The 24,723-nt window shown below is 68.8% G+C and carries 23 protein-coding genes and 1 pseudogene; 9 read left to right on the top strand and 15 right to left on the bottom strand.

Features of this window, described 5'->3' with window-relative positions; genetic code table 11:
- Positions 1–16: 16 nt before the first annotated feature.
- The gene (locus tag D000_RS0103375; protein ID WP_018872147.1) at positions 17–1,879 is read left to right on the top strand and encodes an SLC13 family permease; all 1,863 of its coding nucleotides are present in this window, start codon (positions 17–19) and stop codon (positions 1,877–1,879) included.
- Positions 1,880–1,963: 84 nt separating this feature from the next.
- A complete protein-coding gene (locus D000_RS0103380; RefSeq protein WP_018872148.1) occupies positions 1,964–2,569 on the top strand; it encodes an Hsp20/alpha crystallin family protein in 606 nt (201 codons plus the stop codon).
- Between the two features lie 36 nt (positions 2,570–2,605).
- Here D000_RS0103380 and D000_RS0103385 read toward each other — a convergent pair whose 3' ends face one another.
- Entirely contained in the window at positions 2,606–2,896 is a 291-nt protein-coding gene (locus D000_RS0103385) for an acylphosphatase (RefSeq protein ID WP_018872149.1), read from the bottom strand.
- A 22-nt stretch (positions 2,897–2,918) separates the two neighbouring features.
- Between D000_RS0103385 and arsC the strand changes: the two genes are divergently transcribed.
- Genes arsC through D000_RS0103400 form a run of 3 tightly spaced genes read left to right on the top strand, consistent with a single transcriptional unit; the run spans position 2,919 to position 4,236 of the window.
- Positions 2,919–3,275, top strand: a complete 357-nt coding sequence (gene arsC / locus D000_RS0103390; protein WP_018872150.1) for an arsenate reductase (glutaredoxin) — start codon at positions 2,919–2,921, stop codon at positions 3,273–3,275.
- Positions 3,272–3,883 (top strand): NAD(P)H:quinone oxidoreductase, encoded by a 612-nt coding sequence (gene wrbA / locus D000_RS0103395; RefSeq protein WP_018872151.1) that lies wholly within the window; start codon positions 3,272–3,274, stop codon positions 3,881–3,883. The genes arsC and wrbA overlap by 4 nt, the downstream gene beginning before the upstream one ends.
- Complete coding sequence (locus D000_RS0103400; protein ID WP_018872152.1) at positions 3,880–4,236, top strand: DUF2069 domain-containing protein; 357 nt, start codon at positions 3,880–3,882, stop codon at positions 4,234–4,236. The genes wrbA and D000_RS0103400 overlap by 4 nt, the downstream gene beginning before the upstream one ends.
- A 273-nt stretch (positions 4,237–4,509) precedes the next feature.
- On the opposite strand, the gene hda is transcribed toward D000_RS0103400, so the two are convergent.
- From hda to D000_RS0103420, 4 genes are read right to left on the bottom strand one after another with little or no spacing between them, the layout of a single operon-like run.
- Positions 4,510–5,226, bottom strand: a complete 717-nt coding sequence (hda, locus tag D000_RS0103405) for a DnaA regulatory inactivator Hda (protein WP_018872153.1) — start codon at positions 5,224–5,226, stop codon at positions 4,510–4,512.
- Positions 5,223–6,335, bottom strand: a complete 1,113-nt coding sequence (locus tag D000_RS0103410) for an AI-2E family transporter (RefSeq protein WP_018872154.1) — start codon at positions 6,333–6,335, stop codon at positions 5,223–5,225. The genes hda and D000_RS0103410 overlap by 4 nt, the downstream gene beginning before the upstream one ends.
- Positions 6,332–6,916 (bottom strand): CDP-alcohol phosphatidyltransferase family protein, encoded by a 585-nt coding sequence (locus tag D000_RS0103415; protein ID WP_018872155.1) that lies wholly within the window; start codon positions 6,914–6,916, stop codon positions 6,332–6,334. Before D000_RS0103415 ends, D000_RS0103410 begins: the two co-directional genes overlap by 4 nt.
- Before the next feature lie 19 nt (positions 6,917–6,935).
- Positions 6,936–7,967, bottom strand: coding sequence for a DUF2066 domain-containing protein (locus D000_RS0103420; protein WP_026279739.1), 1,032 nt, complete (start codon positions 7,965–7,967; stop codon positions 6,936–6,938).
- A 203-nt stretch (positions 7,968–8,170) separates the two neighbouring features.
- Between D000_RS0103420 and purM the strand changes: the two genes are divergently transcribed.
- From purM to D000_RS0103440, 4 genes are read left to right on the top strand one after another with little or no spacing between them, the layout of a single operon-like run.
- On the top strand, positions 8,171–9,229 hold the full coding sequence (gene purM / locus D000_RS0103425; RefSeq protein WP_018872157.1) for a phosphoribosylformylglycinamidine cyclo-ligase: 1,059 nt from the start codon (positions 8,171–8,173) through the stop codon (positions 9,227–9,229).
- Positions 9,226–9,924 carry a phosphoribosylglycinamide formyltransferase gene (purN, locus tag D000_RS0103430; protein ID WP_018872158.1) on the top strand — a complete coding sequence of 233 codons (699 nt, stop codon included), beginning with the start codon at positions 9,226–9,228 and terminating at the stop codon, positions 9,922–9,924. Before purM ends, purN begins: the two co-directional genes overlap by 4 nt.
- On the top strand, positions 9,905–10,690 hold the full coding sequence (locus D000_RS0103435; RefSeq protein ID WP_018872159.1) for a DUF3108 domain-containing protein: 786 nt from the start codon (positions 9,905–9,907) through the stop codon (positions 10,688–10,690). The genes purN and D000_RS0103435 overlap by 20 nt, the downstream gene beginning before the upstream one ends.
- Positions 10,691–10,695: 5 nt before the next feature.
- On the top strand, positions 10,696–12,102 hold the full coding sequence (locus D000_RS0103440; protein WP_018872160.1) for an NAD(P)/FAD-dependent oxidoreductase: 1,407 nt from the start codon (positions 10,696–10,698) through the stop codon (positions 12,100–12,102).
- A 21-nt stretch (positions 12,103–12,123) separates the two neighbouring features.
- On the opposite strand, the gene D000_RS0103445 is transcribed toward D000_RS0103440, so the two are convergent.
- The 10 genes and pseudogenes from D000_RS0103445 to D000_RS0103490 all read right to left on the bottom strand — a co-directional run bounded on the left by D000_RS0103445 (position 12,124) and on the right by D000_RS0103490 (position 24,670).
- Positions 12,124–13,125: a GGDEF domain-containing protein gene (locus tag D000_RS0103445; RefSeq protein ID WP_018872161.1), complete on the bottom strand. Its 1,002-nt coding sequence runs from the start codon at positions 13,123–13,125 to the stop codon at positions 12,124–12,126.
- A 39-nt stretch (positions 13,126–13,164) separates the two neighbouring features.
- Positions 13,165–13,653, bottom strand: a complete 489-nt coding sequence (locus D000_RS0103450) for a DsrE family protein (RefSeq protein WP_051074932.1) — start codon at positions 13,651–13,653, stop codon at positions 13,165–13,167.
- Positions 13,650–13,952 (bottom strand): annotated as a pseudogene (locus D000_RS0103455) (EAL domain-containing protein); the annotation flags it as partial. The gene D000_RS0103450 and the pseudogene D000_RS0103455, both read right to left, overlap by 4 nt.
- 262 nt (positions 13,953–14,214) lie before the next feature.
- Positions 14,215–14,418, bottom strand: a complete 204-nt coding sequence (locus D000_RS0103460; protein WP_018872164.1) for a cold-shock protein — start codon at positions 14,416–14,418, stop codon at positions 14,215–14,217.
- 348 nt (positions 14,419–14,766) lie between these two features.
- On the bottom strand, positions 14,767–16,686 hold the full coding sequence (locus D000_RS0103465; protein WP_018872165.1) for a M48 family metalloprotease: 1,920 nt from the start codon (positions 16,684–16,686) through the stop codon (positions 14,767–14,769).
- Positions 16,687–16,809: 123 nt separating this feature from the next.
- Positions 16,810–20,313 (bottom strand): EAL domain-containing protein, encoded by a 3,504-nt coding sequence (locus D000_RS13285; RefSeq protein WP_196800589.1) that lies wholly within the window; start codon positions 20,311–20,313, stop codon positions 16,810–16,812.
- Positions 20,314–20,458: 145 nt separating this feature from the next.
- Positions 20,459–21,847 carry a metalloprotease PmbA gene (gene pmbA, locus D000_RS0103475; protein WP_018872167.1) on the bottom strand — a complete coding sequence of 463 codons (1,389 nt, stop codon included), beginning with the start codon at positions 21,845–21,847 and terminating at the stop codon, positions 20,459–20,461.
- A gap of 120 nt (positions 21,848–21,967) precedes the next feature.
- Positions 21,968–22,231 carry a hypothetical protein gene (locus D000_RS0103480; protein WP_018872168.1) on the bottom strand — a complete coding sequence of 88 codons (264 nt, stop codon included), beginning with the start codon at positions 22,229–22,231 and terminating at the stop codon, positions 21,968–21,970.
- Positions 22,232–22,271: 40 nt separating this feature from the next.
- Positions 22,272–23,714: a metalloprotease TldD gene (gene tldD / locus D000_RS0103485; RefSeq protein ID WP_018872169.1), complete on the bottom strand. Its 1,443-nt coding sequence runs from the start codon at positions 23,712–23,714 to the stop codon at positions 22,272–22,274.
- 125 nt (positions 23,715–23,839) lie between these two features.
- Positions 23,840–24,670, bottom strand: coding sequence for a carbon-nitrogen hydrolase family protein (locus tag D000_RS0103490; RefSeq protein WP_018872170.1), 831 nt, complete (start codon positions 24,668–24,670; stop codon positions 23,840–23,842).
- Positions 24,671–24,723 lie beyond the last annotated feature (53 nt).

Below are 24,723 nucleotides of genomic sequence, written 5' to 3' on the forward strand. Positions count from 1 at the left end.
ACCCGGGGCGACCACGATGGAAGAGGTCGCCTTCACCCTGGAGATGGGGATCGTATTCGGCCTGCTGGGGCTGACGATCCTGCTGTTCGTGACGGAGGTGATCCGGATCGACCTGGCGGCGCTGAGCGTGCTGTTCCTCCTCGGCATGGTCGCGCTGGTGCCGGGGGTGGCGCCGATCGTCGAGGGCGAGGCGCTGTTTTCCGGCTTTGCCTCGAACGCGGTGATCGCGATCATCGCGGTGATGATCATCGGCAAGGGGCTGGACCGTTCCGGGGTGATGAACCGCCTGGCCGACCTGATCCTGCGCTTTGGCGGGCATACCGAGCGCCGCGTGATGGCCACCACCTCGGGGGCCGTGGGCATCATCACCAGCTTCATGCAGAACATCGGGGCCGCCGCCCTGTTCATGCCGGTGATCAACCGCATCGGCGCGGCCGCGCGCATCCCCCGCTCGCGCCTGCTGATGCCGATGGGCTTTGCCGCGATCGTCGGCGGCACCCTGACGCTGGTGGCCTCCAGCCCGCTGATCCTGCTCAACGACCTGCTGCCCGGCGGGGTCGAGGGCTTCGGGCTGTTCGACGTCACCCCGATCGGACTCGCCCTGCTGGGTACGCTGATCCTCTACTTCGCGCTGTTCGGACGCTGGGTCCTGCCAGCCCGCGATCCGCAGACCGAGGACCCGGACGAGAGCCGGGTACAGACCACCTCGGCCTGGTTCCGTGATGTCTACGGGATGGACTTCGGCGTGCGCGAAGCGCGCCTGGGCGAGGACAGCTCGCTGGCCGGGATGCGCGTGGGCGACTTCGAGGCGGCCTTCGGGGTGCACGTGGTCGGCGTGACCGCAGACGACGAAACCCGCATCGAGCCAAACCGCGAGATCGAACTGGAACGCGGCGCGCATCTGGCCATCCTCGGTCCGGTCACCACTATCGAGAAGACCTGCCACGAGACCGGCACGATGCTGAAGGACGAGCTGGACGTGTTCACCCGCGCCCTGTCCGCCCGCCACGGCGGTATCGCGGAGGTGATCATCCCGCCCGGCTCCGACCTGATCGGCCAGACCGTGCGCGACAAGGGGATGCGGCGCAGCTACGGCATCTCGGTACTGCGCATCCAGCGCGGCGATGACCTGATCATCGACGCGGTCCCGGATACCCCGCTCAAGGCGGGGGACACCCTGGTCGTGCACACGCCCTGGGAGAACCTGCAGGCACTGGAGGACGATCGCGATTTCGTCGTCGTCACCAGCCGCTATCCGCGGCGCAAGCAGGAGGCCTCGCGGACCCATCGTCCGCTCGCAGCGCTCGGTTCCCTTGCGCTGGGGCTGGCACTGGTGCTGTTCACCGACCTGCCGCTGGCGCTGGCGCTGCTCGGCGGGGCCCTGGGGATGATCTTCACCGGCGTGATCACGATGGACGAGGCCTATCGCGGCATCAGCTGGAAGACGGTATTTCTGCTCGCCTCGCTGATCCCGCTGGGGCTTGCGGTGGAGAACTCCGGCGCCGGTGAGTGGATCGCGACCAACGGAATGGCGCAGCTGGAGGGGATGCCGGTCTGGGTGCTGCAGGTCGCGGTGTTCCTGCTGACCACCTTCTTCACGCTGGTAATGTCCAACGTCGGGGCGACGATTCTGCTGGTCCCGCTGGCGGTCAGCTTCGCGAGCGTCGCCCAGGGCATGGGCATCGACGCCGACCCGCGGGTGTTCGCCCTGATCGTGGCGATCGCCGCGTCCAACTCCTTCCTGCTGCCCACCCATCAGGTCAATGCGCTGATCATGGACCCGGGTGGCTACCGCGTGGCCGACTACCTGCGTGCCGGCACCGGTGTGACCCTGCTGTTCATGGTCGTCTCGCTGATCGTGATCAACCTGCTCTTCTGAGGGAAGCACTGGGCCCGGGCCCGGTTCAGGGCCGGTACAGGAAACTCGTACAGACTCCGGTACAAACCCACACGGGAACCGCGCATGCCCGCAACACTTCGTCTGTACCCGGCCCTGGCATTCCTCGCGCTGCTGCTGGCCGCCTGCAGCCCGCGGATCTACGGGGTAAGCGAGGAACAGTGGGACGCCATGGGCGAGGCCGAACGGGTCGAGGCCATCCGCGCCTGGGAATCGGTGCAGAAGGCGCGCGAGGCCCGGCTGCAGGCCGAGGCCGAACAGGAGGCGGCGCTGGCGGCCGAACGCGCCGAGCGGGTCGCGGCCATCCGCAATGGCCAGGCCGGTCTGCCCGGAGACCTGATCCGCGTCAGTCTCAGCGGCGGGACGCTGCGGATCGGCGGGCGCGAACGCGCGCTGGAGCCAACCGCATTCACCCTGGCCAGCGGCGAATCACGCCGCATCGAGGTCCATGCCGAGCGCTACCGCAGCGAACTCGAGGTCGCCTTCGATGACGGTCTGCTGCTGATTGACCTGCCGCGCCATTCGCGCACCGGGGCGGCCCGCCTCGCCTGGGACGGCGCCTGGATGCAGGGCGCCGAGACCCGTATCGATTCAGAAGGCCCACACCGGCTGCGCGACGTGCGCGCCTATGTCCAGGTCATCCCGCCACCCCTGCGAGCCCCAAGACGCTAGCCGTAATCCCTCGGTCGGTTGGCCACGGGCCCCGGCTCATCCAGTGGTAAAGCCCGCCGGAGGCGGGTCCGGCAGCGCGATCTCGTCGGCCTCCACCGCATCCACGCGCGCCCCGCCGGGGCCTTCGGCCAGCCATTCCTCCAGCTCGTCCAGCGCCACCCGGGGGCCTACGGCCAGGACCTCGACGCTGCCATCGGGCTGGTTGCGGGCGTGGCCGGTCAGCCCCCTTCGCCGCGCCTGGTCACGGGTGGAGGCGCGAAAGAACACACCCTGCACCCGCCCCCTGACATGCCAGCGGCGGGCATGGTTATCATTGGCGTCCGTCATCGTTGTCCTCCGGAGTGGATTCATGTCCGATGCCCCTACGCTGTACCACAACCCGCGCTGCAGCAAGTCGCGCGCGGCCCTGGCGCTACTGCGCGAACAGGGCGTGGAACCGCAGATCGTCGAATACCTGAAGACGCCGCCGGATGCCGCCACCCTGCGCGCCATCGTCGACCGGCTGGGCATCGCCCCGCGCGAGCTGCTGCGCACCGGCGAGACGGAATACCGCGAACTGGGGCTGAAGGACGCCGAACTGGATGACGAGGCCCTGATCCAGACCATGGTGCAGCACCCGAAACTGATCGAAAGGCCGATCCTGGTCGCCGGGGAGCAGGCCCGCATCGGCCGCCCGCCGGAACAGGTGCTGGAGATCCTGGCGTGAGCGCGGCACCCGAGGTCCTGGTCCTCTACTACAGCCGCTATGGCGCCACCGCGGAGCTGGCCCGTCACGTCGCCAGCGGCGTGGAGCGCGCAGGTGCCGTGGCGCGCGTGCGCACGGTTCCTCCGGTCACGACCAACATCACCGGGGATGCCCCGGCGGTCCCCGCCGACGGCCCGCCCTACGCGCAGCCCAGCGACCTGGAAGAATGCGCCGGGCTGGTGATGGGCTCGCCCACGCGCTTCGGCAACATGGCCGCGCCACTGAAATATTTCCTCGACGGCACCAGCGGCCTGTGGGCCAGTGGCGGCCTGGTGGACCGGCCCTTCGGGCTGTTCACCAGCACCGCCACCCAGCACGGCGGACAGGAGACCACCCTGCTGAGCATGGCCCTGCCCCTGATCCACCAGGGCATGCTCTGGGTGGGCGTCCCCTACACCGTGCCGGAACTGACCACCACGACCTCCGGCGGCTCGCCCTACGGCGCCAGCCATGTCGCCGGGGCCCAGGGGGAACATGCCGTGACCCGCGAGGAGCAGCGCATCGCAGATGCCCTGGGGGAACGCGTCGGGCGCCTCGCGCGGCGCCTGCGCCGCGAGGACCCGGCGTGATCCTCGGGGCACGGGTCCTGGCCCTGGCCGGCTACCTCGGACTGCTCGGCCTGATCCTCGTCTGGACCACCTGGATCGAGCGTCCGGAGATCGTGCCGGTCTCGGTGGCCCTGGTGATCCTGGTCCTTCCGCTGATGTTTCCGCTGCGCGGGATGCTGCACGGGCGCCGCTATACCCATGCCTGGTCCAGTCTGCTGGCGCTGGCCTACATCACCCTCGGGATCACGCTGGCCGCGGCCGCCGACGCGCGCCTGTACGGGCTGCTGATGACCGCGGCCAGCCTCGCCTGGTTCGGCGGCTGCCTGCTCTACGTCAAGCTGGACGCCCGCCGCGCCCGCCAGACGACGCCCTGATATTCACCACGAAGGCACAGAGAAGGGTCAGGCCAAGGGCGTTTAACAGGAAGACGAGAAGTACGGAAGGTACTGGATGGGGGTCCGAGACAGGGTTTTGCCCTCGGAGGCGCTGGTGCGGCGTCTCACTCCGGCCGGAATGTCCGAAACGGCGGCACACTACGCACCGCGAAGGACTTCCCCCGCAACCCCGACAAGCCCAATGCCCCCTTCCAGCCTTCGCATCTTCCTGTGAACGGGTTTTGACCTTGGTCGTGCGGTGGGTGGTGACGATCAGGGGCGCGCGAGCTGATCGCGCACGAAGGGGATGGTCAGGCGCCGCTGCTCGGCCAGGGCGGCCAGGTCGAGGCGATCCAGGAGCTGCAGCAGCGCGACCAGATCCCGCCGGTAGTGGCGCAGCAGGTAGTCCGCCACCGACTCCGGCAGCTCCAGCCCGCGCAGCGCGGCGCGCTGTGCAAGGATGCGCTTGAGATCGTCCTCCTCCGGCGCCTGCATGCGGAACACCGGGCCCCACGCAAGCCGCGAGGTCAGGTCGGGCAACGGACTGGCGAGCCCGTCGGGCGCGGCGACGGCCGCCAGCAGCACGCGACAGCCGGCGTCGCGCAGCCGGTTCAAGAGCCCAAACAGGGCCTCGTCCCAGTCTCCCTTCCCGATCACGGCATCCAGATCATCCAGCGCCACCAGGCGCGCGCGTTCCAGCCCGTCGAGCACCGCCAGCGGCGGCGCCGCGGCCAGCTCGGCCAGCGGCAGGTAGGCCACCGGCTCGCCGCGCTCGTGCCCCTGGTGGCAGGCGGCCTGCAGCAGGTGGGTCTTCCCCACGCCCGCCGGACCGTGCAGCAGGATCTGCGGCTCGGTCCGCGCGCTCCCGACGGCCAGCGCCGCGACCGCATCCCGCGCCAGACGGTTGCCGCCCGGATAAAACCCCGCGAAGCGCGACGTATCGCGCAACCGCAGGTCCAGCGGCAGCTGGCGCTGATGCGCGGCGCTCATGGCCGCCCGTCTTCGTCAGTCGCCGCCGGCCCGGCACCATTCAGGCGCCGGTAATGCGCCAGCGCGTGGCGCACCCCGACCGCCAGCACGGCCGCCACCGGCAGCGCGAGCAGCACCCCGAAGAAGCCGAACAGCTGGCCACCGGCGAGTACGGCAAAGATCACCGCGATCGGATGCAGGCCGGTACGGTCTCCCACCAGCCACGGGGTCAGGACCATCGACTCCAGGACCTGGGCCACGGCAAAGATCGCGAGCACCACCAGCAGCAGGCTCCAGCCATCGCCCTGGACCAGCGCCACGGCCCCGGCCAGCAGTACACCCACGATCACGCCGACATAGGGAATGAAGCTGACCAGCCCGGCGATCACGCCAATGGCCAGCCCCATCTCGACCCCGGCCACGGTCAGGGTGACCGCATAGAACAGCCCCAGCGCCAGCATCACCAGGAGCTGGCCGCGCAGAAACGCCGCCAGGGTCGCATCCGATTCCTGCGCGAAGCGCAGCACCACAGGGCGCCAGACCTGCGGCAGGAGATCCCGCAGCCCCTGCTGCAGCCGCGGCCAGTCACGCAGCAGATAGAAGCTCACCACCGGCACCAGCACCAGGTTCAGCACCCCCAGCACCAGGGTCCCGGTGGAACTGCCCAGCCATTGCAGCACGCCACCCGCCAGCCCGCCGGCCTCGCGCCAGTGCTCGGCAATCAGGGACTGCAGGGCGGCTGCGTCCAGTGCCGGCGGACGATCCCCCGCCTGTTCTTCCAGCAACGGGCGCACCTGCTGGTCGAACCACGCCAGCAGCTCCGGAAGCGCCAGCGCCAGGCGCTCGAACTGGGCGATGGCCAGCGGGATCAGGATCAGCACCAGGCCAGCGAGCCCCAGCATCACCAGCAGGAAGACCAGGACCGTCGCCAGCGTCCGCGAGCCGCGGGTACGCGGGGCCAGGCGCGAGACCAGCGGGTTGAACAGGTAGCCGATCAGGATGGCGACCACGAACGGGGTCAGGATCGGTGCCAGCAGATACAGCACGCCGCCGACCACCAGCAGCCCGACCAGCGCCGCCAGCGTGACCGTCGACAGGGGGCCCACGCGCTGCTGCGTCTCCGGGGTCATGGCGTCCTCCGCGCGGCCGGGACGGGGGCGCGCCGCAGGTGGCGCCAGGCATACACGCCCCACTGCGCGGTGTAGGCCAGCCCGCTCGCCAGGGTCGTGAATGCGACCACGACCACCATCAGCTGCACCCAGATCGGGTCCAGATCCAGCAGGCCGACCTTCACGATGGCGACCAGCACCAGCGTGATCTGCAGAAAGGTATTCACCTTGCTGATGAACAGCGGACGGATCGCCAGCGGCCCCACGAACACCCGGTACAGGGCCGATCCCGCGGTCAGCCACAGATCGCGCCCCACGACCAGCAACAGCAGCCACAGCGGGAGCAGCCCGGACAGCGTCACCGCCAGGTAGATACCCAGCATCAGGAGCTTGTCCGCCGCCGGGTCCAGCCAGGCTCCGAGCCGGGTATGCCAGCCGTAGCGGCGGACCAGCCAGCCATCCAGGGCATCACTCAGTCCGGCCAGCGCCAGCAGCACCACCGCCAACAGATAGTGCTCCAGCACCAGCAGCCAGACGATCGGCGGGATCAGCACGATCCGCGCGATGGTGACCGCATTGGGGATCTGGTGGCGCGGAATCATCCGGACACGGGCACGCGGGTCAGCCGCGATCCAGCCAGACATCGGCCGCATCGGCGTCGTCCGGCGGTTCGGACCGGTCAAAACCGGAACCGCGCAGCAGGTCAACGAGGTCACCGGGCTCCAGCCCCGTGCGGACCTGCAGCACCACGCGATCGGCCATCAGCGAATCCAGCCGCGCCGCCTCTACCGCCTGCAGGCGGACCAGCTCCGCCCGCAGGCGCTCGAATGCGGCATAGCCCTGCACGTCGACAAACCCCAGCCGCACCCACTCCGGCTCGGCGGCCACACGCGCCAGGCGCTCTGCCACCTGGTCCAGCCCCTGGGCCACGGCCGCGCGCGCGGCCGTGCCGGCATCCGCCCCCGGGGCCGAACCGCGAAACTCGCGGCCGTCGTGCACGGCAACGGAACGCGCCTCGGCCCCGGTCGCGGTCTCGCGCACATGCAGCAGGATCACGCCATCGGCCTGATACCGGCGCGCGGCCTCCAGCAGCGGCTCGGTCACCCCGCCGACGATATCGGAGGGCTGGGCCGCGCGCCGGTCCTGGAGATCTCCCAGCGGAAACAGCAGCGGCATGTCGCGCTCCGCGGCCAGCGACTCCAGCGCGGACAGTACGCCGCGCCCCTCCACCGCATCGCCCAGCAGTTCGCGCTGGCCATTGCGGTCCAGTACCGCCCAGACCAGGAGCCCGGGGCGCTCTCCCAGCACAGCCGGCACACCGGCGTCGCGCAGGGCCGTGCGCAGACGGAAGGGATCGAACTCGAGGCGATAGACGCCCTCCTCGACCTCGCGCAGCCGCTCCAGCGCCGCAATCCAGCCATCGTCGTCGCGGGTCTCCAGCATCTCCTCGACCAGCGCCAGCACCGGCTCCGAGCGCAGCCCGGCCAGACGCACCAGCGCCTGTTCCAGGCCCTGCTCCAGGGCGCCCGCCTCGTCCTCCGCGGCGACCGTGGCCACCAGCGAATCCTGGGCCGCTGCCAGCGGCGCCAGCAACAGCAGGACAAGACCGAGCAGGACGGCCACGGGGTAACGGGTGCGCAGGTGCAGGGACATGATCATGATCGGTTGTTCGACAAGCGTTCCAAAATACCACAGCCATCACACACACTGGCCGCGCGCGGGGCGTGACGGACCGCACCCCGCGCGTCTCTCTTTGCACGCCCGCAGCCGGCTCGCTACCATGCCGGGTTCTTCGAGGCCGCCGCCGTGGCGGCACTCCCGTGCTGGTTGAATGCTGGTTAAATTCCGGGGAACCCATGTCCGAATCCCGTTCAGGCCTGACCTACCGCGAGGCCGGTGTCGACATCGAGGCCGGCGCCGAGCTGGTCGAACGCATCAAGCCGCAGGCGGCGCGCACCCGGCGCCCCGGCGTGATGGCCGGCCTGGGCGGCTTTGGCGCGCTGTTCGAGCTGCCGATGGACCGCTACCGGCAGCCGGTGCTGGTGTCCGGCACGGATGGCGTCGGCACCAAGCTGCGACTCGCGCAGCAGACCGGTCGCCATGACAGCATCGGCATTGACCTGGTCGCGATGTGCGTCAACGACATCGTCGTCCAGGGCGCCGAGCCGCTGTTCTTTCTCGACTACTACGCCACCGGCCATCTGGACGTGGACATCGCCGCGGACGTGGTCACCGGTATCGCGGAGGGGTGCGAACAGGCCGGCTGCGCCCTGATCGGCGGCGAGACCGCGGAGATGCCGGGGATGTACCACGGCGAGGACTACGACGTCGCCGGCTTCGCGGTCGGCATCGCCGAAAAGGACGCGCTGATCGATGGCCGCCAGGTCACCGCGGGCCACGTGGTCCTGGGCCTGGAGGCCACGGGCCCGCACTCCAACGGCTACTCCCTGATCCGGCGGGTACTGGAACACTCCGGTGCATCCCTGGACAGCCCCCTGCCCGGCAGCGAGGGCGTGAGCCTCGGGGATGCCCTGATGGCCCCCACGCGCATCTACGTGCGCCCGCTGCTGGAGCTGCTGCAGCACTTCCCGGTGCATGCGATGGCCCATATCACCGGCGGCGGCCTGACCGAAAACCTCCCGCGCGTTCTGCCCGACCATCTGGGCGCACGCATCGACCCGTACAGCTGGTCCAGGCCGCCGGTATTCGGCTGGCTGCAGCAGGCCGGGGACATCGCCGACGAAGAGATGCTGCGTACCTTCAACTGCGGCATCGGCATGACCGTGATCCTCCCCGAGGACCGGGTCGAGGCCGCCAGTTCGGAACTGGCCCGCGCCGGCATCCGCAGCTGGCCGATCGGCATGATCCAGGAACGCGACGCGTACCAGCCCAGCGTCACCTACGCCGCGGCATGACGGAAACCGCCAGGCAACCCGCCGCGGCCGTCCCGCAGCGCCTGGTGGTCCTGATCTCCGGGCGCGGCAGCAACCTGGGCGCGCTGATCGAGGCCTGCGAGCAGGGCCGGGTCCCGGCCTCGATCGTCGGCGTGATCAGCAACCGCCCGGATGCCGGCGGGCTGGAATTCGCCGCGCGCCACGGCATCCCCAGCCAGGTACTCGATCACCGCGCATACCCGGCGCGCGAGGCCTTCGACACCGACCTCGCCCGCGCCATCGAGGGCTACAGCCCCGACCTGGTCATCCTGGCCGGGTTCATGCGCATCCTGACCCCCGACTTTGTGGACCGGTTCACCGGCCGACTGCTGAACATTCACCCCTCCCTGCTGCCCAAATATCGCGGCCTGCACACCCACGCCCGTGCCCTGGCCGACGGCGAGCGCGAGCACGGGGCCAGCGTGCATTTCGTGACCCCGGAACTCGATGGTGGACCGGTGATCATGCAGGCCCGCGTGCCGGTCGCGCCCGACGACACCCCGGACACCCTCGCCGCCCGCGTCCAGCGCGCCGAGCACCGCCTGTATCCGGAGGTCGTGCGCCGGCTGTGTTCAGGGGAAATTCAGTGGGCCGGGCGGATCCTGCAGGCCGACGGCACGCCACTGCCGGCGCCACTGCAACTCGACGAGGACTTTAATGATCTTCCAGGTTCCTAAGGCCACACCCCTGCTGCGATTTGGCGCCGTGCTCGGGCTCCTGCTGGCGCTCGTGGCCCTGCCGGCCAGCGGTGTGGCACAGAGCACGCACTCGATCCCGCCCTACACCGCCAGCTACGAAGCCAGCGCCATGGGCAACACGCTCAAGGCGCGCATCACCCTGAACCACGAGGACGTGCAGACGCGCATGGCCATGGATGCCCACGTCTCCGGCTTCCTGCGCATCCTGGGCCGTTTCGAGCTGAGCCGCGAAGCGTTGATGAACCGCCAGAACGGCGAGCTCCAGCTGGTGCACTCACGCAGCCGGCAGATCACGCCGCGGCGCGACCGCAAGGTCGAGACCCGCTTCGACTGGGAGCGCGGCCTGGCCATCGGCACCATCAACAGCGACAGCTTCCAGCTCGAGGTGCCGGACCGGACCCTGGACTTCCTCGGCTCGCTGTACCTGATGATGCAGCGCCTGGAGAGTGGCGAGCTGTCCGCCGTCGGCGACCGCAAGACCATCCAGGCCCTGGAGCGCGATCGCCTGCGCGAATACCGTTTCGAGGTCGCCGCGCGCGAGACCATGGAATCGCCCATCGGACGGGTGGATACCATCCGCGTCGACCGCCACACGGACGACAGCGACGTGGCCCTGTCCGCCTGGTTTGCCCGCGAACTGCGCCATGTCCCGGTGCGTCTCGACTACGAGGCCGACGGCCGCGTGTTCGAGCTGAACCTGACGCAACTGGAATGGCACGACCCGATCATTGACCTGACCGAGTAGACACCATGAGCGAGACCTTTGACCTGGCCATCATCGGCAGTGGCCCCGGGGGCTATCGTGCCGCCGTTCTGGGCGCCCTGCGCGGGCTCAACGTCGTCATCGTCGAAAAGGGCGACTGGGGCGGCTGCTGCCTGAACCGCGGCTGCGTACCCAAGAAGGACTGGTACCACACCGCCCGCACCGTCGCCGCGCAGCGCCACTTCGAGGGCCGCGGCATCAGCGGCAGCCTCACGGCCGACATGGACCGCGCCTGGGACCATCAGAAGGACGTGGTCACCGAGGTGCGCAACTCCTACCTCGGCTACATGAAGCACCTGAAGATCCAGTACCGCCACGGCACTGCGAGCTTCCGCGACGCCGAGACCCTGGAGGTCGTCGCCGACGACGGCACCGAGACCGTCAGCGCCCGCCACACCATCATCGCCACCGGCGCCACCGCCACCGTTCCGGCCCCGTTCACGGCCGAACCCGGGCGCGTACTGACCACCGACATGCTGTTCGACGACAAGCCGCCCACGGGCGAGCGCGTCGCGATCATCGGCTCCGGCGTGGTCGCCACCGAATTCGCCTGGATCTTCCATCACCTCGGCAAGCAGGTGACCTGGCTGTCGCGCTCGAAGCCGCTGTCCACGCAGAAGTTCAGCCCGCAGGCGCTGGGCACGCTGAAGGAACAACTGGCCGCGGATGGCATCGAGCCGGTGCGGGTCAAGGGCTACGAAAGCGTCGAGACCTCGGATGACGGCGTCACCATCACCGACAGCGAGGGCAACAGCTTCGAGGTCGACTGGGTGCTGCTCGGCACCGGGCGCACCCCGCATACCGAGGGCCTGAACCTCGACGGAATCGGGGTGAAGACCGACGCCCGCGGCTTCGTGAAACGCCGTCCTACCCTGCAGACCGATGTCGACACCATCTACGCCATCGGCGATGTCGCCAGCGAGTGGCAGACCGCCAACCACGCCCTGGCGGACGCCACCATCGCGGTGGAAAACATCCAGAACGGCAACACCCGCGAGCAAGACGAGCGCTTCGTGCCGATCGCGATCTACTCCGCCGTCGAGATGGCCCGCCTTGGCATGGACGAGGACGACGCCGAGGACGAGGAACTGGAACCGGCGGTCGGCTTCGCCGCCTTCGAGACCTCCCCGCGCGCCCTGGGCCAGGACGAGCCGGAAGGATTCGTGCGCCTGATCGGCGACATGGACACCGGCGCCCTGCTGGGCGGCGAGGTCATCGGCGCCGATGCCGGCGAGCTGATCCACATCCTGTCCCTGGCCCCCGACCGCGACACCGCGCTCGCCTGGATCGCCAGGGGACAATGGAACCACCCGACCCGTGGCGAGGAGTTCCTCAACGCAACGGAAACCCTCGCCTCGAAGTGGAACCTGAAGTCGGAGATCTTCGGCCTGTAGCGGGCGCTCACGGCCGGCAACTCAGTCCGCGTTTCCCTCGTGGCGCCCGCGCTTGGCCGCGAGAACCTCGGCATCGGCACGCTGTACCAGGCTGTCCAGGCCGACATCATCGGCCCGGTAACCGGCCGCCCCGAGGCTGATGGACACGCCCGTCTCCTGTACAAGGCAGTCATGCAGGCGCGCGCCCATCTGCCGGGCGTCCGCCAGGGCGGTGTCCGGTAGCAGCACTACAAACTCGTCACCGCCGTAACGTCCCAGCAGATCGTTCTCGCGCAGGGTTGCCTGGGCGGCGGCCGCCACCCGCTTCAGCAGGGCATCGCCCGCCGCGTGCCCGGCGGCATCATTGACCTGCTTGAAGCCGTCCAGATCGAACATCAACAGGGACAGCGGCGTGCCATGGCGCCGGGCGCGCTCCATCTCGCGCTCGGCACCGGCCTCGAAGAAGCGGCGGTTGCCCACCCCGGTCAGGGGGTCGCTGGAGGCCAGCCCTTCCAGCTTCTGGTTGGCCGCACGCAGCTCGCGATTGGCCTGATCCAGCGCCCGTGTACGCTCCTCGATCACCACCTCCAGGTCCCGGTTGTAGCGCTCCAGGCTTGCGCGCGCCAGACGCAGTTCGGTCACGTTCTGGGAGATCCCGAACAGGTGGGTGATCGCGCCATCCGTGCCATGCACAGGCACCAGCAGGGTCAGCCAGTGGCCCTCGCGCGCCTCGCCATGGGCATCATGAAAGGTCGCGTGTTCCTCGTAGCGCAGCGGCGCATCCAGGCGCAGGCACTCGCGGTAATGCGCCACCACCTGCTCTGCAATATGCCAGGGCAGGAAGTCATGCAGGCGCAGGCCGCTGCAGTCGCGCGCGAACAGCTCGTGCATCCGGGCATTGGCGGACTCCACCACGAAATCCGGCCCCTCGACCCGGATCAGGAACATGTTTTCCGGAAAATGCTGCCAGATCTCCGCCAGCAGCGCGGCCTGCCCGAGTTGCTCGGGCAAAACCGCCGGACCTACCCCGTTGTGCTGCGTCATCGCGCCCCCGTATCCCTGCGGGTGGTCCGCGCCCACCCTTCAGCGCATATAGCCAAAGCCTTCCTGCTGCTGCAGGCGAACGATCTCGGCATCGGCCATCGGCACCACACTGGCGAAACCGTGGAAGTCCTCCGGGGCATAGCCCCGGCGGGCCGCTCCCGCCTCGCAGATACGATACTCGATCACACCCCCCATGCTCAGTCCGCGGGCGCGGGTCATCAGGGTCTCGTTTTCGGCAAAGTGGCGGCGCGCGAACAGGTCCAGCGCGCCACCGTGAATGACCAGCACGATGCGGCTGTCGAAGGGATCGTCACCCGTCATCCGGCTCAGGTAGGCCGCGTGGTCCAGTACGCTCTGCAGGCCGTCAGGGGTCCCGGCCGTTACATCGTAAACCGCCTTGAGGCCGCTGTAGCTGCGCGCCTCCGGCGCCGCCGCGCCCCAGGGGGCCGGTGGTTCATCGCCCGTTGCCGCGGCCAGCGGCGCGACCAGCAGCAACGCGGTCGCCCACGCCTGTATACGTCGTTTCATTCCCTTGATCCTCCGTGATCGGAATCCATTTCACTGCGCATCCCCTGCCGGTCCTCCAGCAGGGCCTCGAAATCCGGCACCGGCATGGCCGGATGGTACAGATGTCCCTGAAAGCGCTCACAGCCATGTTGCACGAGAAAATCGCGCTGGGCCGCGTTCTCCACGCCTTCAGCGATCAGGGACAACCCCATATTCTGGGCGATGGCGGTGATGGTGGCGACGATATTGGCATCGTCCACGTCGTGTTCGATGTCCTGGACGAAGGAGCGGTCAATCTTGAGCACGTCCAGAGGCAGGCGCGCGGCCATCGCACCGGTGTCCTGCAGCAGGCTGTGCGGGCCAGACCGACGGTGCCCCCGCGGGCGGCGATGGAAAAACGGAATCATCATGCAGGAAGTCTAGACAGCCGCGGCCCCGGTCACATGAATAAGTACCCATGATGCAGATTTCATTGTACCGGACGTCGCCCGGGCGAATCCGCGGCGGGCCCCACCCCCAAACGAAAAAAGTCCCGCACAGGGCGGGACTTTCACAACCTGGCGCTTGCGCGCCCGGGCTGGGTTACTGCGCGACGACGTTCGCGGCAGCCGGACCCTTCTGGCCCTGCTCGACGTCGAACGAGACGCTCTGGCCTTCAGCCAGCGACTTGAAGCCGCTACCCTGGATGGCGCTGTGATGGACGAACACGTCCTTGGAGCCATCGGTCGGGGTAATAAAGCCAAAGCCTTTTTCGTCGGAGAACCACTTCACTGTACCTGTAGCCATTTCGGTTACCTCTGTTTTGTACGTACTAGGATTAGGATTTCGAGGGGGGAGAGACTGGAGGGCAACCGAACGACGGTGAATCTTGATCGTGATTCCTGCGGACCCGAAGCGGGACCGGAACTGCGAATCTTAACGCCCCTTGCGGGGTGTCGCCTGGTGCAACATGGAGCCTGTTACCGTTACCTCGAGGCCATTGTCCTCCCAAACCGCGGTGCATTGATAGTGTTTTTTTGGATTTTCCGTGATCCACCGCACACATTGCTTTAGTTTCATGCACTTGCACATTCATTTAATTGGCCACAGGCGGGGGTTTTACACCCGCGAACCCGCCTGATACGGGCCCGGCGGTCAAATTGCGGCCGCAGAACCGGTCTCCGCATCATCGCCCCAGCCGGCGCTGACCAGCGGCAGGGGCACATGCAGCCCGGCCGCCATCACGCGCAGCAATTCGTGTTCGGCCGTCACCACTCGGCCACCGTGCTGGACGGTCACCGCCATGGCCCGAACCAGCCGGTCCTTGTCGCCCAGGCGCAACCCATCCAGGCGCTCCAGTGCCCGATCCAGCACGCCCGCCCAGGCCCGCGCCCCCGCCGCCCCGGACAGCGCCTCCGGAATCGCGGCGTCCATCGGCAGGGCCCCGGTCAGCTCCCCCAGCCCCGCGGTCAGCGCGGCGCGGGCGGCGGCAGGATCCTCCGGGTGGCCATGGTGAGCCAGCACCGCCAGCAGGTAGTGCGCGGCCTGCTGATGATCGTCAAGTGCGGCCTGACCGGGACGTGCCGCCGCGGCGGGGTCGTGGAGGTCGCGCAACTGCCGGCTCAGCAGTCGGCCCAGTGCGTACTCGAAGACAGCCACGCGGCCATCAGCATGGATCAGGCGGTCGGTCAGATCCTCCAGCCGCTGGCGGTCCTCCGGCGCGAGCCGGCGCAGGGCCGGGAAGGCCATCTCCAGCAGCGGCATGCGCAGCGCCTCGGCCAGCGCCGGTTCCGCATCCAGCAGGCCGCGTACCGCCTGCGCGCGCGCCTCGCCCAGGGCCTCGGCCACCATCTCCAGCTGGGCTGCGCGCACGTCGGCATCCGGGTTCAGCAGCAGATACAGCACGACCTCGACGGCGCGGGCATCAGAGCGAGCGGCCCAGGCCAGCGGTCCCGGGATCGCCGCCAGCAGGGCCCCGGCCGCCAGTAGCCGGGCCAGCTCCGGGTGCCCGCTCAGCGCCTCGCCGAATGCATCGGCGCCGGGCGCGCGCCCCTCGCGTTCACGCTGCATGCCGTCCACCGCGCGTTCGCGCGCGGCCTGGCGCACACGGGCATTCAGCTGGCCCCGGAGCGATTCCAGTTCCGCCGGGTCGAAATAGGGTTGCAGCAGGCGGATGCGCTCGAGAAGCGGGGGATGGGTCGCGTAGATCTGCCCGATCGCATCGCTGGCAAACAGCATATGGGTGATCTCCTCGGTATTGCCGTTCAGGCCGGCGTAACGGGCCGCGACCTTCTTCAGCGCGCCGGCCAGCCCCTCCGGCTCGCGCGTGAACTGCACCGCCTGGGCATCCGCCAGGTATTCGCGCTGACGCGAGATACCGGCCCGGATCCAGCGGGCCAGGGCCAGCCCGGCATAGCCCACCACGATCAGGGTGACACTGAGTACGCCCACCCCGGTATCGGCGACATCACCGCGGCGGCGGTGACGCCGGCGCGCCAGCCCGCCCTGCCCCAGCAGCGCGAGGATCTCGATCCCGTAGAGGATGCCGATCAGGCGCATGTTCAGCCGCATATCGCCGTTGAGCACATGCCCGAACTCGTGGGCGACCACCCCCTTGAGTTCGGCCCGGTCGAGGCTGTCGAGGGCGCCACGGGTAACCGCGATGACTGCATCGCCGGGACCGAAGCCCGCGGCAAAGGCGTTGATCCCCAGATCCTGCTCCAGGATGTATACCGCCGGCACCGGGACACCCGAGGCGATCGCCATCTCCTCGACCACATTGCGCAACCGGCGCTGCAGCGGATCGGCCGGATTCCCCTGCAGCGGGACACCGCCCATCTCCATCGCGATGCGGGCGCCACCGCCCGCGCGCAGCTGCCAGGTCCGGTACAGGCTGGCGAGCACGATCAGGCCAACCGTAATCGCTGTGGTCCAGGCGATGGCCCGGGCCGTCCCACCCATGCCCCAGACGATCAGTCCGAGGGTCCCCGCGATCAACAGCACCGCCAGCACGAACAGGGCCAGCAGCACGCGCGTACGCCGATGCGCCTGATCCTGCTGCGCGAAGAAATTCATCGTCCTGCTGCCCCCGTCGGCGGGCTGGGCGCCCGGGATACCGCCCAGTGCCTCATGCCAGCCCCCTGTTGCGCGGCGCCGACCGTTGTTCGCCGCTGCTCCCGGGCACCGCATACACCCGGATCAATCGGCCTCTCCCAGGGCGGCACCGGCCAGGCGCAGGGCCCGCGAGAGATCGGCCAGCAGGCGATCACGCCGCGCATACAGCTCCTGCAGCCGAGCCAGCGCCTGGTCGTGCTGACCGCGTGCGTGCAGGGCCAGCAATTCCTCGGCCAGCTGATGCACCTCCTGCTGCCGACGCCGCAGCCCGGCCCCGGCATCCTGAAATGCCACGCCGGCGCGTTCCAGCCCGCGCTCGAAGACGTCGCAGTCCGCGGCGATGGAGGGCGGCAGCAGGCCCTGCCCGCGCAGATAGGCCTCCAGCTGCCCGACCCAGGCCCGGTGCGCCACCCCGGCGTGCATCAGCGGCATCGCCTCGCGCCCGATGCGCGACAGCGTCGCCCAGTGCCGGGCCGGGCGCCAGGTGGCCACCCAGTCGGGCACATGCGGCGCCGGCATCGGCCGCGCAATCCCGTAGCCCTGGGCCAGCTCGCAGCCAATCAGCAGCAGCATGTCGCCGAGTTCGACGGTCTCCACGCCCTCGGCGATCAGACGGCGCCCGAACGCCTCGGCCAGGCTCAGGATGCCGTCCAGGATCGCCAGGTCCTCGGGATCCTCCAGGATATCGCGCACAAAGCTCTGGTCGACCTTCACCGTGTCCGCCGGCAGCCGCTTGAGGTAGGTCAGCGAGGCATAACCGGTCCCGAAATCGTCCAGCGAGATCTCCACGCCCAGCGCCCGGCATCCCTGGAGACGCCGCGTCACCTCGATCATGTCACCCAGCGCGCTGGTCTCCAGCACCTCCAGCTCCAGGGAGCCGCGGGCGATGTCCGGGTAGGCGTCCAGCAGCTGCTCCAGGCGATCGACGAAATCCGGCTGCCGCAACTGATACGCCGCGACATTGACGCTGACGGGCAGATCCAGGCCCACAGCTGCCCAGGCGCGCAGCTGCCGCAGGGCGCGATCGATCACCCATTCGCCCAGTTCGACCGCCAGCGGGTGGTCCTCGATCTCGGGCAGAAAACGACCCGGCGGCAGCAGCCCCTGCTCCGGGTGCTGCCAGCGGATCAAGGCCTCGACCCCGATCACGTCGCCGGTGCGCATGTTCACCTTGGGCTGGTAGAACAGTACGAATTCCTCTTCCGCCAGCGCGCGCCGGATATCCGCCAGGGTCTCGTGATGGCTGCGGGCGGAGCGGTCGCGCTCGGCATCGAACACGTGGAACCGCCCCTTGCCCGCCAGCTTGGCCTGGTACATCGCCTGGTCGGCCTGGCGCAGCAGCTGGTCCGCCTCCATTTCGACATCGCCGTCCGGATAGAAAGTCACCCCCAGGCTGGCCGACACCTGGAGCCGTTCATCCTCCTCGAACACGGGCTCGGCCGCCGCCTCGAGCATCCGCTTCAGCAGGGTCTCGCAGCCGTAGAGATTGTCGATATCGACCAGCACGGCCACGAACTCGTCCCCGCCCAGGCGCGAGAGGGTGTCCTCCGAACGCATGACGGCCTTCATGCGCGCGGCGACCTCCACCAGCATCCGATCCCCCGCCGCATGGCCGAAGCGGTCGTTGATCTGCTTGAAGCCGTCCAGATCCAGATAGACCACCGCCAGGCGTTCATCGTGACGCCGCGCACGGGCCATGGCCTGCTGCAGGCGGTCCGCGAGCAGGGAGCGGTTGGGGAGACCGGTCAGCGCGTCGTAGTGCGCAATCCGTTCCAGCTGGCGTTCGTGCTCCTTCAGCGTGGTGATGTCCGTCGAGATGCCCAGCAGGCCGGTGATGCGCTCGCGATCGCGGTCGTCCCGGATCGGGGTCTTGATCTCCAGATAGACCCGGCGGGTGCCATCCGGCGCGACCACCTCGATCTCCTCGGTGGTCTGCTCGCCGGCCAGCACGCGGCGATCGATCTTGCGCAGTTGCCGTACCGTCTCGGCCGGGAAAAAGCGGCTGTCGCTGCTGCCGGGCAGGTCCTCGGCGGTCGCGCCAAACAGCTTCAGGCAGGCGCTGTTGGCAAAGGTGTAGAGCCCTTCCCGGTCCTTCATGTAGATATAGGACGAGACGTAATCCAGCGCATCCCGGAAGCGCTGCGACTCGGCATGGGCCGCGCGCAGCGCCAGTTCGTCCTGCTTGCGGTCGGTGATGTCGGTGGCCGTGCCGATCATGCGCAACGGACGCCCGTCCGCATCGCGGCTGACGATCAGGCCGCGGTCCTCGATCCAGATCCAGTGGCCATCCGCGTGCCGCACCCGGTACTCCCGGGCGTAGAAGCCCCGCTGACCGTCGAGATAGGCACGCAAGGCCGCCTGCACCGCGGCGCGCTCATCCGGATGGATGCACTGTTCCCATGTCTCCAGGGAGCTCCCGATCTGGGCCTCGTGCACCCCCATGATCTCCCGCCAGCGCGGGGAAAAGTACAGCTCGTCGCGCGCGATATCCCAGTCATACAGACCGCTGCGCGAGCCCTCCAGAGCGAAGCGCCAGCGGAACTCGCTCTCGCGCAGCTGCTCTTCCCGCCCCCGGAGCTCCTCGGTCAGACGCTCGGCGATCGCCTCGGCGCGCACCCGCGTGCCCGAGATGGACAGAATCAGCCCGAACAGCAGGGCGCTCAGCGCCACCCCCGCGCCCAGCGTGCCCCAGGCACTGGTGTAGGCCACTGCCGCCTGCGGATCGCGATGGTCGAACCGTAGCGACCAGACCCGACCGTTGAAGTCGATCTCGCGTACCTGCGCAAAGCGGCTGGGGGCCTCCGGATCGATCTCGCAGTTGCGGTACAGCAACCGATCCGCATCCATTTCGGGGCCGTCATAGATATGCAGCCCGACGGCCTCGCCCTCCATCAGTTCCCAGTCGCCGAGGATGCCGGTCATCAGGTCGGTCATGCGGTAGGGCGAGTAGGCCCAGCCCTTGAGCGCCCGTGCCCGCTGATCCGGCGTGTCGATCGGCAGGTCCATCCGGTACACGGGGACGTACATCAGCGTGCCGGCCTGCACATCGTGCTCGGTCTCCTGCACCAGCTGCACACGCCCGGTCAACGCCGCACGCCCGCTGTCTCGGGCCTGGATCATCGCCGCCCGGCGTACCGGTTCCGAGAACATGTCGTAGCCGAAGGCGCGCCGGTTGCGGGCATCGAAGGGCTCGAGGTAGACGATCGAGGTGTAGACCTCGCGCGGTTCGTCCGGGAACACGCGGTAGTCCGGAAAGCCCTCGGCCCGGACCTCCGCGATGTGTGCCGCCAGTTCGTCGGGCTGCAGCAGGCGGGCAAAGCCGATCCCCTGCACGCGCTTGAGGGTGTCGGACACCCGCAGCTTGCGCACATAGTCGCGCCATTCCTCGCGCGTGACCTCCTCGGAGGCGTCGAACAGACCGGCGGCCCCGCGCAGCACTAGGGCATAGGCATCCAGCCGTTCCTCGATTCGGATCGTGACCTGATCGGCGGCGAAGGCAAAGCGATCGGCGACCTCGACATCCAGCGCCTGCTTGACCTGCAGCGCCGCCAGCAGCGACAGCAGCGTGCCGAACAGCAGCACCAGCACCGCGAACGCATAACGGCCGCGTGCGTGGCTGCGCCGATGGAGAGACGGAATGAACTTCACTCGGGGCCCCGGGCGGTCTGGAGCTCCAAGTTAAGCACGAAAGGAATGCCGGGCAAACCGGCTCACACCGAGTGTCAGGCGGCGTTCAGTCGCCGGCGACGGTCATCGATTCGATCAGGATGGAGCCGGTATGGATGTTGCCGCGGCGGTCCACGTCGGTGCCCACGGCCGCCATGCGCTGGAACATGTCCTTCAGGTTGCCGGCGATGGTGACCTCCTCCACCGGATACTGCAGCTCGCCGTGCTCGACCCAGAACCCGGCCGCGCCGCGCGAATAGTCGCCGGTCACCATGTTCACGCCCTGGCCGATCAGCTCGGTCACCAGGAACCCTGTACCCATCTCGGCCAGCAGGGCGTCGAAATCCTTGTCTCCCGGGGTTACGGTCACGTTGCGTGCACCGCCCGCGTTGCCGGTGGTCTCCAGCCCCAGACGCCGCGCAGCGTAGCTGTCGAGGGTGTAGCTCTGCAGCACGCCGTCGGCGATCAGCGCGCGGTTGCGTGTGCGCACGCCCTCGCCGTCGAACGGTGCGCTCCCCAGCGCGCGCGGGGTCTGCGGGCGTTCCTCGATCTGCATCCAGGCGGGAAACACGGTCTCGCCCACGGCATTCAGCAGGAACGAACTCTCGCGGTACTGAGCCGGCCCCGAGATCGCGCGAGTGAAGCTGCCGATCAGGGTGCGCGCCATCTCCGGCGCGAACAGCACCGGGCAGGTACGGGTGGAGAGCTTGCGCCCACCCAGGCGGCGCACGGTGCGCTCGGCGGCCTCGCGGCCGATATGGGAGGCAGCATCCAGGTCGTCGGCGTGGCGGGCGACGGAGTAGGCGTAATCGCGCTGCATGCCGGCTGCATCCCGTGCCACCAGGGCGCAGGACAGCGAATGCCGGGTGCTGCGATAGCCGCCCATGAAGCCCTGGCTGTCACCCAGAAAGGCGATCGCCCGTCGGCTGCTGACACTGGCCCCTTCGGAATTCTCGATGCGCGCATCCGTGGCAAACCCGGCCGCCTCGATGGCACAGGCCAGTTCGGTCGCCTCGGTAACATCACAGGCCCAGGGGTGATCCAGGTCCAGGTCGTCCCAGCCGGTCGCCTTGAAGGCCGGATCGGGCATGCCGGCGTAGGGGTCCGGTTCGGTGTAGCGGGCAATGCGGCAGGCCGCCTCGACGGTGTCGATCAGGGCCTGGTCGCTGAAGTCGGTGGTAGAGGCCGCGCCCTTGGACTGACCGAAGTAGACGATCAGCGACAGGCTCTGGTCGCGCTCGTGTTCCAGGGTCTCGATCTCGCCCTTGCGCACCCCCAGCTCCAGCCCGACGCTGTGGCTGACCACTGCCTGCACATCCGAGGCACCGCGTGCCTGCGCGGCCTCCAGCGTGCGCTGCACGCGCGCCTGCAGGGATTCCTGCGAATGGGACAGGGCCTGGGCCTCGCCCTGGCGGGAGGGGTCTTGCGGGATCACGCGTTCGGGAGATGTGCTCATGCGGGTTTCGTTACTCGGTAACAGGTGAGGAATGAACAGGTCAGAAAGGGGTTCGGACGGCCAAAGAACGGCCCCGCCCCGGGGTATCCGACCCGGGGCGGGCGTGTGCTGGCGACGGGGCTAGTCCACCCGGGCGCCGTGCTTGTGCACCGCGCCGGCGTTGCCCCAGCGCTCGAGGTCGTCGACATGCACGCCGACCCAGTACAGCATGCCGACACTGTCACGCGTCCAGCCGCCGACCAGGTCCTGGCCCGCGCCCAGCTCGACGTGATGGGCGAACTGTTCGGCCTTTTCGCGCGCACGGAACACATGCCACTGCACGATCTGGTCGTGGCCATGCCCTTCCGGCAGGGAACGCTCCTGTTCGAGGAAATCGAGATTCATCTGTTGCCTCCTTGTCGCCGTTTCTCCGGTCCCGCAGCGCTCACGCCGCCTGGGTACCGCCCACGGTCATGCCATCGATACGCAGCGTGGGCTGGCCCACGCCAACCGGCACGCCCTGGCCCTCCTTGCCACAGGTACCGATGCCGGAATCGAGCCTCATGTCATTGCCGATCATCGATACCCGGGTCAGCACATCCGGGCCATTCCCGATCAGAGTCGCACCCTTGACCGGGTACGTCACCTTGCCCTTCTCCACCCGATAGGCCTCGGAGGCGGAGAACACGAATTTGCCGGAGGTGATGTCCACCTGGCCACCGCCGAAATTGACCGCGTACAGGCCGTCGTCCACCGAGGCCAGGATCTCCTCCGGATCGGCGTCGCCACCGAGCATGTAGGTATTGGTCATGCGCGGCATGGGCAGCCGGGCATAGGACTCGCGGCGGCCGTTGCCGGTGGAGCGCGTGCCCATCAGCCGGGCATTCATCTCGTCCTGCATGTAGCCCCGCAGCACGCCATCCTCGATCAGCACGGTCTGCTGGGTCGGGTTGCCCTCGTCGTCGACGTTCAGCGAGCCGCGTCGCCCCTCCAGCGTGCCGTCGTCGACGATGGTGATGCCCTTCGCCGCGACCTGCTCGCCGACGCGCCCGGAAAACGCCGAGGTGCCCTTGCGGTTGAAGTCGCCCTCCAGCCCGTGGCCGATCGCCTCGTGCAGTAGCACGCCCGGCCAGCCGGGGCCGAGCACCACCTTCATGGTCCCTGCCGGGGCCTCGCGCGCCTCCAGGTTGACCAGCGCCTGACGCACAGCCTCGCGGGCATAGCCGGCGGCCCGGTCGGCCTCGCGGAAGTACTGGTAACCGAATCGTCCACCGCCGCCCGAGGTCCCGGATTCGCGACGGCCACCCTGTTCAACGATGACCTGCACGTTCAGCCGGACCAGCGGGCGCACGTCGGTGGTCAGCTCGCCGCGGGCGTTGAGCACCAGCACCACCTCGTGCACCCCGGCCAGCGAACACATCACCTGGGTCACGCGCGGGTCCGCCGCGCGGGCCGCGGCATCCACCTCTTTCAGGAGATCGATCTTGGCCTGCTCGCCCAGTGAATCCAGGGGATTGTCCGGGGCGTACAGCGCCGGGCGCGAGGGGGCTCGTGAGGCGACTGCAATGCGGCCACTCTGACCTGCAGCGGCAATGCTGCGCGCGGTGCGGGCCGCCTCGAGCATGGCCGGCATCGCGATGTCATCGGAATAGGCAAAACCGGTCTGCTCGCCGCGGACCACCCGGATGCCGACTCCGCGTTCGATGTTGAAGCTGGCGGACTTCACGATGCCGTCCTCCAGCGACCAGCCCTCCTGACTGGCGAACTGGAAATAGCAGTCGCCTCCGTCGATCCCGTGCCCGAAGGTGGTACCCAGCAGCGTGCTGAGCTCGCTGTCACCAAGGCCGGCGGGATCCAGCAGGGTCTGTTGTGCAAGGCTGTCGATCATGGAGTCCTCTCGGGTTCCGCGGGGGCGCCGGCCGCCGCAGGACGCCTGCGGCAGTCGACGGTTGTAACTTTAAGTATGGAGCTTGGGGCGCCCGCCCCGCTTTCAAGCGCGCGGGCGATGCGGGATTAGGTGGTACCGGGACAGGGCAGACGGCGGTGATCCACCGCCGGAAAACTGCTGCGGATGCGTGCCACCTGGGCATGGTCCAGTGCCGCTAGCAGCACCCCGGGGTTGCGCTGGAGCTGGCCCACCACCCGGCCCCAGGGGTCGACCAGGGCGCTGTGACCATAGGTCTCGCGACCATTGACGTGGAACCCGCCCTGGGCCGCCGAGAGCATGTAGCACTGGTTTTCGATCGCCCGCGCCCGCAGCAGCACATCCCAGTGCGCCTGCCCGGTCTGGGCGGTGAAGGCCGCGGGCAGGACCACCCATTCCGCGCCCCGGTCGAGCAGGGCCCGGAACAGCTCCGGGAAGCGCAGGTCGTAGCAGATGGCCAGCCCCATGCGTCCCACCGGGGTGTCCACGACCACCACCTCGTCGCCACGCTCGAAGACCTTCGATTCGGTATAGGCCTCGGTGCTGTCCGGCAGTCGCACATCGAACAGATGGATCTTGTCGTAGCGCGCGACCTGCCGACCCTGGTCATCGAATACCAGGCAGGCCGAACGCACCCGCTGCCCGTCCGTGGTCTGCAACGGGATGGTGCCGCCGACAATCCACAGCCCCAGGCGCCGGGCCTGCTCGGCGAGGAAGGCCTGCAGCGGACCGGCACCGTCGGGCTTCTCCGCGATCCCGAGCACATCGGTCTCCTGCATGCCCATGAAGGCAAAATTTTCCGGCAACACGGCCAGGCACGCGCCCTTGTCGGCCGCCTCCTGCAGCAGGCGCTTCGCCTCCAGCAGGTTGGCCTGAGGCTGGGGTCCGGATGCCATCTGAATGGCGGCTACCTGATTCATGTCGCTCCGATCATGGTTTGCCCGCGGCCCGTATTGGGCCGCGGAGACGCCAA

Source organism: Thioalkalivibrio sp. ALJ16 (assembly GCF_000377345.1).
Lineage (GTDB): Bacteria > Pseudomonadota > Gammaproteobacteria > Ectothiorhodospirales > Ectothiorhodospiraceae > Thioalkalivibrio.